Consider the following 7,356-nt stretch of genomic DNA (forward strand, 5'->3'; position numbering starts at 1 on the left):
AGCCACTGTTCAGCCTTGATCAGATCAAGAAATATGCCGCCAATGACACCCACGCAAATCCCCACCAGCACGTACATCAGGGTAAATTTCCATCCCAGCAGGCTCAGTAATAACAGCACGGCCACTTCATTGATCAACGGAGAGGTCAACAAAAAGGCCATCGTGATACCTACCGGAATCCCCGCTGACGTAAACCCCAGAAACACCGGTATGCTGGAGCAGGAACAAAAAGGCGTGATCGCGCCAAACATTGAACCTAACAGATAACCGACACCACGATGTTTACTGGCCAGATAGTCGCGCACCCGCTCGACATTAAGCGATGCCCTTAGCCACGCCACGAGATAGATCATCACCAACAACAGGGCAAAGATCTTCGTCGTGTCTTCCACGAAAAAATGCAATGCATCCCCGTGTTTCGTGTCAGCTGCCAAACCAAATGTTTCGTACACTAACCAATCGGCAAAATGGGTAAATACCTCAAACATTCTGTTCCTCCTGGAACCAGTGACGTGTGCGGTTCACGATCATCACCAATGACAGCATCACTGGCACCTCTACCAGCACACCGACCACAGTCGCCAGCGCCGCACCAGAATGCAGACCAAACAACGAGATCGCCACCGCAACCGCCAGTTCGAAGAAATTAGATGTCCCGATCAGGCACGCCGGTGCCGCGATGTTGTGCGGCAAACGCAGTTTTTTCGCTGCCAGATACGCGATCAGAAAGATCCCGTAGGTCTGAAGCAACAGCGGAATCGCTATCAGTACAATCGTCTGGGGCTGAGTCAAAATAACTTCGGCCTGAAAACCGAACAACAACACGACCGTTGCCAATAATCCCAGCACGGACCAGGGTTTCATTCTGTGGAGGAAGTGTTCCAGATTATGCTTCTCGCCATCTTTCCCCAATCGCCTATTCAATCGATTCCGAGTGAAGATACCTGCGATAAGGGGTAACACCACATAAAGCACCACGGACAGCAGCAAGGTTTCCCAAGGCACCGCAATGTCGCTCACCCCCAGCAAGAATGCGGCGATAGGAGCGAAGGCGAAGATCATGATCAGGTCGTTGACTGACACCTGCACCAGCGTGTAATCCGGGTCCCCGTCTGTGAGTTGACTCCAGACGAACACCATCGCTGTACAGGGCGCAACACCTAACAGAATCATACCTGCTATGTATTCCCCTGCTGACTGAGGGTCAACCAGATCGGCAAACAGTACTTTGAAGAAGAGCCAGCCCAAGGCCGCCATTGAGAAAGGCTTGATCAGCCAGTTGATCACCAACGTCAGCATTAAACCCCGTGGTTTTTTGCCAACGTCCCGAATGCGGGAAAAGTCGATCTGCACCATCATCGGGTAAATCATCACCCAGATGAACAACGCCACTACAAGATTGACGTGGGCCACTTCCAATTCAGCAATGACCGCAAAAACCGTTGGTATCCAGTTCCCTAGCAGCACACCCACCGCGATACACAGTGCGATCCAAACTGATAGATAGCGCTCAAAAATACCCATGTTTATCCTTTCCTAATACGGCACGTGTTTATTGCTGCCTGCTCATCCGTTTCTATTCACAAATGAGATAGGGCAACGGTATATGCGAATTTAATCATATATGATTTTAAATATATATGATTTATCGCATATGTTTGTCTTTTGATCTTGGAAACTGATTTTCAGCCGACACGAGCGTTGTCCAAAAGTGCACCGATCTAATCCCTTAACCAAAAGGCATAACTGCGCCAAAACGATGCCCAGGGTTTATCACTCGCCCTATGATGCAGCGCAGCATTAATATACCCACCCTCGAAATCCATCTTTAAAAACCAATAACCTATTGAAATAAAATAATTTAAAAAAACTGGCACGCCTCCTGCTAACTCCATGACATCAAGTGCACCAATGGCGGTGCCAGATAAATAACCGGACAAGTACACGCTGACGTGTACTGAACACACAACCGGAACAGCATCAGGCAAAGGCGTCTGTTCTCCCAGTCAATACTGGTGCGGAACGACGTCTTTTTTATTTTTGGGTTATCAACGGAGATGACTATGTTCAAGAAATCACACTCCCTGTTAAGTCGTGTCATCAGCACGACAGTATTGGCGGCTAGTCTGGCTACAGCACCTGCATGGGCTGCAATCGGCGAACCGGAAAAGGAAGACCTGAAGTTCGGCTTCATCAAGCTGACTGACATGGCACCACTGGCCATCGCTTATGAGAAGGGTTACTTCGAGGACGAAGGTCTGTATGTGCAACTGGAAGCACAGGCAAACTGGAAGGTATTGCTAGACCGTGTGATTGATGGACAACTTGACGGTGCGCACATGCTGGCGGGGCAGCCACTGGGAGCCACCATCGGTTTTGGTACAAAAGCCGACATCATTACCGCCTTCAGCATGGACCTGAACGGCAACGCGATTACCGTATCGAACGACATCTGGGATCAGATGAAGCAATACATCCCCAACGGCCCGGACGGCAAGCCGGCACATCCAATCAAAGCGGATGCGTTAAAACCCGTCATCGAGAAATACAAGGACGAAGGTAAGCCGTTCAACATGGGGATGGTATTCCCGGTCTCGACCCACAACTATGAACTGCGTTACTGGCTGGCGGCCGGTGGCATCAACCCGGGTTACTACGCGCCTCACAAAGGGGACACATCCGGTCAGATCGATGCCGATGCACTGCTCTCTGTTACCCCTCCACCTCAGATGCCAGCCACGATGGAAGCCGGCACCATCTACGGTTACTGCGTGGGTGAACCCTGGAACCAGCAGGCCGTATTCAAAGGCATCGGCGTACCGGTGGTAACCGATTATGAAATCTGGAAAAACAACCCGGAGAAAGTGTTCGGCGTATCCAAACACTGGGCGGAAGAATATCCGAACACTCACCTGCGCGTCGTGAAAGCGATGATCCGTGCAGCTAAGTGGCTGGATGACAAAAACAACGCCAACCGTCCGGAAGCAGTAAAAATTCTGTCCCAGTCTGAATATGTAGGGGCCGATTACGATGTCATCGCCAACTCCATGACCGGCACCTTCGAATACGAAAAGGGTGACAAGCGTGATGTGCCTGATTTCAACGTATTCTTCCGCCACAACGCAACCTATCCGTACTACTCCGATGCGATCTGGTATCTGACACAGATGCGCCGTTGGGGTCAGATTGCAGATCCGAAACCGGATAGCTGGTACATGGATATTGCCAAAAAAGTATACCGTCCTGATATCTACCGCCAGGCGGCTGAAGAGCTGATCGCCGATGGTGTGATCAGTGCTGCAGAGTTCCCGGATTTTGCCACTGAAGACGGCTTCAAAGCACCGCAAACACACTTCATCGACAACATTACGTACGACGGCTCTAAGCCAAATGAGTATCTGAAGAAGTTTGAAATTGGTCTGAAAGACGATCAGAAAATCTGATGACCTGCTCCCTGCTGGCAAGGTATCGCCGGTGGGGAGCGTTTTGCGGGAGTATCCATTATGAGCCATTCATCTACAAAATCATCTAATCCGCTGGCAGCTCTGCTATCAGCCTTCCAGTGTGAAAATCCGATTCAGTCTGCGTTGCAGAGCTTAAAACAGCTCATTTTGCCTTTGATTGGCATGCTGGTCTTTCTGCTGATCTGGGATATAGGTGCCAAAAATATTCACACCTCTCTGGGTACGTTTCCCGGCCCTGCACAAGTTTACGAACAAACGCTTGGCCTGATCGACGATCATCAGGCTGAACGCCAAAAAGAGGTCGCTTTCTACGAGCGACAGGAGAAACGCAACGCTAAGAAACTGGAAAAGAATCCGGATGCCAAGATCAAGGTTCGCCCCTATACCGGTAAGCCGACGTTTTTCGATCAGATCGGCACCAGCCTGATCACCGTACTCGCGGGCTTTTTCTTTGCTTCACTGATCGCGATCCCTGCAGGCATTATGATCGGTCTGAATCAGCCTCTGTACTCCGCGTTGAATCCGCTGATTCAGCTGTTCAAACCCGTATCACCACTGGCATGGCTGCCTCTGGTTACCATGGTGGTCAGTGCGGTGTACGTCAGCAAAGATCCAATGTTTGCCAAATCCTTTATCACCTCGCTGGTCACTGTATCACTGTGCTGTTTGTGGCCAACGCTACTGAACACCGCTGTCGGTGTTTCCGGTATCAGTAAAGATCTTCAGAACGTCTCCCAGGTATTACGCCTCTCCTTCTTTACTCACGTAGTGAAGATTGTACTGCCGTCGTCCATTCCGATGATGTTTACCGGCCTGCGTTTGTCGCTGGGTATTGCATGGATGGTACTGATCGCTGCAGAGATGCTGGCTCAGAACCCGGGGCTCGGCAAATTCGTCTGGGATGAGTTCCAGAACGGTAGCTCCAACTCACTGGGGCGCATCATGGTCGCCGTACTGGTGATTGGCCTGATTGGCTTCCTGCTGGACCGCATCATGCTGCTGATCCAGAAGAAAGTGTCTTGGGATAAAACAGCCATTCTGCGCTAATTCAACCTCATAAGGAGAAGACTGATGACAACAACACATCTCGAACTGACCGGGGTTGATATTGAGTTCCCAACCCCAGACGGCCCGTTTAAGGCGCTGGACAATGTGAATCTGAAGATCAAAAAAGGCGAATACATCTCCCTGATTGGTCACTCCGGTTGCGGTAAATCCACCGTCCTCAATATTGTCGCCGGTTTATATCAGGCCACTAAAGGCGGCGTATTGCTCGACGGCAAAGAGGTCAACGAACCCGGCCCTGAGCGTGCGGTGGTGTTCCAGAACCACTCTCTGCTGCCATGGCTGACCGCCTACGAAAACGTTGAGCTGGCGGTGAATCAGGTCTTTAAGGGCAAGAAAAGCAAAGCCGAGATGAAAGACTGGATTGAACACAATCTTTCACTGGTCCATATGACCCACGCGATGCATAAACGACCCGAAGAGATCTCCGGTGGTATGAAACAACGCGTGGGGATCGCCCGTGCACTGGCGATGGAACCTAAAGTTCTGCTGATGGATGAACCCTTTGGTGCACTGGACGCCCTCACCCGTGCACACCTGCAGGATTCGTTGATGGAGATTCAGAACGAATTGAACAACACCGTGATCATGATCACCCACGATGTGGATGAAGCGGTGCTGCTCTCTGACCGTATTGTGATGATGACCAATGGCCCTGAAGCCACGGTGGGTGAGATTCTGGAGATCGATCTGCCCCGTCCGCGTAACCGTATCGCACTGGCCGATGACCCGCAGTACAACCAGTACCGCGCAGCTGTACTGAGCTTCCTGTACGAAAAACAGCGCAAACCGGACACCGGCGAAACCAGTCAAAAACCGGCAGAAGAAGAAAAGCTGGCACACAACCTGCAATCAAAAGAGACAAAAGGTGAAGTTTCAATGACCGAAACCACCGCCGACAGTGAAAAAGTTAAAGCGGCCTAAGTCCGAAGCCCCATAAACACGGGGGTTAAAGCTTAAGCCCGGCAAAGCAGCCATCTCCAAACCGGTGCAAAGGCGCACCACATTGGCTCAACCACTGCTTTGCCTGCACAGATTTGAACAAAGGCGTTCATGCCCCGCTCCTGAATTGGTGCGGGCTGAACGCCTTTTTGCGTTTTTATAGAGGGCAATCACATGCACGACAGCGGAAAACTCAACCTGCTTTCCTTTACGGGAAAGATGAAGATCCTTCATTTCAGTTGGATCGCATTCTTCATCACGTTCTTTGTTTGGTTTAACCATGCGCCTTTGCTGGGTTCTATCGCTGAATCCCTTGGCCTGACCAAATCCGAAATCAAAACCCTGCTGATCCTGAACGTAGCCCTCACCATCCCGGCCCGCATCATCGTTGGTATGCTGACCGATAAATTTGGTCCGCGTATTACCTATGCGGCGCTGCTCTTCTTCGCCAGCATCCCCTGCTTTATGTTTGCGCTGTCCAGCAACTTTATGGAAGCGGCGATCTCCCGCTTCCTGCTGGGTTTCATCGGTGCCGGTTTCGTCATTGGTATCCGCATGGTGAGCGAGTGGTTCCCAGCCAATGAACTGGGTACGGCAGAAGGTATCTATGGCGGTTGGGGCAACTTTGGTTCTGCGGCGGCAGCTATGTTGCTGCCAACCCTCGCCATTGTATTTGGTGGCGAAGATGGCTGGCGTTATGCGGTTGGCCTGACCGGTGCAATCTGTCTGGTCTTCAGCTTTATCTGGTACAAAAACGTAACCGATACACCAAAGGGCTCCACCTACTTCAAGCCGAAAAAGATTGGCGGTCTGGAAGTGACCAGCAAATCTGACTTCGTCTTCCTGCTGGTGATGAAGATTCCTATGTACGCTGCGCTGGCGCTGCTGACCTGGAAGCTGTCTCCGGCGGGCGTTTCCATGCTGTCCGATGCTGTCGCACTGGGTATCTACATCGCACTGGCGGCTATTTTCATCTACGACTGCTACAGCGCATACGATGTGAACCGTGAGATCTTCGAAAAACCGGTGCCGGAAGTTCACCAGTACAAGTTCAAGCAGGTCGCGGTATTGAATGTACTCTACTTCGCAACCTTTGGTTCTGAACTGGCCGTGGTGTCTATGCTGCCGCTGTTCTTCGCCGATGTGTTCGAACTGGACATGGTCTATGCCGGTCTGCTGGCGTCTGCTTATGCCTTTATGAACCTGATGTCCCGTCCGGGTGGTGGCTGGATCAGTGACCGATTCGGTCGTAAGAAAACTCTGCTGATTCTGACCGCCGGTCTGGCCGTGGGTTACGCGCTGATGTCGATGATCGATAGTACCTGGTCACTGATTCTGGCAGTGCTCACCGCCATGGCATGTTCGTTCTTCGTACAGGCCGGTGAAGGTGCGGTTTTTGCGGTGGTGCCTCTAATCAAACGCCGTCTGACCGGCCAGATTGCAGGGATGACCGGTGCCTACGGTAACGTCGGTGCTGTGTTCTACCTGACGATTTTGTCTATGGTGAGTTATGAGATCTTCTTCAGTGTCATTGCCTGTACGGCGGTTCTTGGCTTTATCGCCCTGCTGTTCCTGGAAGAACCTAAAGGCCACATGGCAGAAGTGAAAGAAGACGGCACCGTCGAGCTGATCGAGGTGTCTTAACCGGCACCCGCTTGTTGGGAGTCGCTGCGCTCATCCCAACCTACATCGCGCCTGTGTGTTGCGGGTTCCCACGGTCCTCCGTGGGAACCCATACAGTGGGTTCCGGCTAATCCATCGTCCCGTATCACTGTGACATATAAAGCGATATGCATTCCCACGCGGGAGCATGGGAACAAGGTAACCTACATCGCTCCTGTAGGTTGGGTCGAGCAACGCGATACCCAACACACTAAGATTGAAC

General features: G+C 51.5%; 7 protein-coding genes. 4 read left to right on the plus strand and 3 right to left on the minus strand.

Annotated elements, in window-relative coordinates:
• The 3 genes from ABYW01_RS09620 to ABYW01_RS09630 all read right to left on the minus strand — a co-directional run.
• A partial coding sequence (locus ABYW01_RS09620; RefSeq protein ID WP_372832351.1) for a permease occupies positions 1 to 488 on the minus strand: 488 nt, incomplete at its 3' end.
• On the minus strand, positions 481 to 1,524 hold the full coding sequence (gene arsB / locus ABYW01_RS09625; protein ID WP_372832352.1) for an ACR3 family arsenite efflux transporter: 1,044 nt from the start codon (positions 1,522 to 1,524) through the stop codon (positions 481 to 483). The genes ABYW01_RS09620 and arsB, both read right to left, overlap by 8 nt.
• 197 nt (positions 1,525 to 1,721) lie before the next feature.
• Complete coding sequence (locus ABYW01_RS09630; RefSeq protein WP_372832353.1) at positions 1,722 to 1,988, minus strand: hypothetical protein; 267 nt, start codon at positions 1,986 to 1,988, stop codon at positions 1,722 to 1,724.
• 75 nt (positions 1,989 to 2,063) lie between these two features.
• Here ABYW01_RS09630 and ABYW01_RS09635 point away from each other — a divergent pair, with 75 nt between their 5' ends.
• The 4 genes from ABYW01_RS09635 to ABYW01_RS09650 all read left to right on the plus strand — a co-directional run bounded on the left by ABYW01_RS09635 (position 2,064) and on the right by ABYW01_RS09650 (position 7,115).
• Positions 2,064 to 3,443 carry a CmpA/NrtA family ABC transporter substrate-binding protein gene (locus ABYW01_RS09635; protein ID WP_372832355.1) on the plus strand — a complete coding sequence of 460 codons (1,380 nt, stop codon included), beginning with the start codon at positions 2,064 to 2,066 and terminating at the stop codon, positions 3,441 to 3,443.
• A 60-nt stretch (positions 3,444 to 3,503) separates the two neighbouring features.
• On the plus strand, positions 3,504 to 4,511 hold the full coding sequence (locus tag ABYW01_RS09640; protein WP_372832356.1) for an ABC transporter permease: 1,008 nt from the start codon (positions 3,504 to 3,506) through the stop codon (positions 4,509 to 4,511).
• Positions 4,512 to 4,535: 24 nt separating this feature from the next.
• Positions 4,536 to 5,453 (plus strand): ABC transporter ATP-binding protein, encoded by a 918-nt coding sequence (locus ABYW01_RS09645; RefSeq protein WP_372832358.1) that lies wholly within the window; start codon positions 4,536 to 4,538, stop codon positions 5,451 to 5,453.
• 192 nt (positions 5,454 to 5,645) lie between these two features.
• A complete protein-coding gene (locus ABYW01_RS09650; RefSeq protein WP_372832359.1) occupies positions 5,646 to 7,115 on the plus strand; it encodes a NarK family nitrate/nitrite MFS transporter in 1,470 nt (489 codons plus the stop codon).
• Positions 7,116 to 7,356 lie beyond the last annotated feature (241 nt).

This window comes from Pontibacterium sp., from assembly GCF_041587635.1.
In the GTDB taxonomy this organism is placed as follows: Bacteria; Pseudomonadota; Gammaproteobacteria; order Pseudomonadales; family Balneatricaceae; genus Pontibacterium.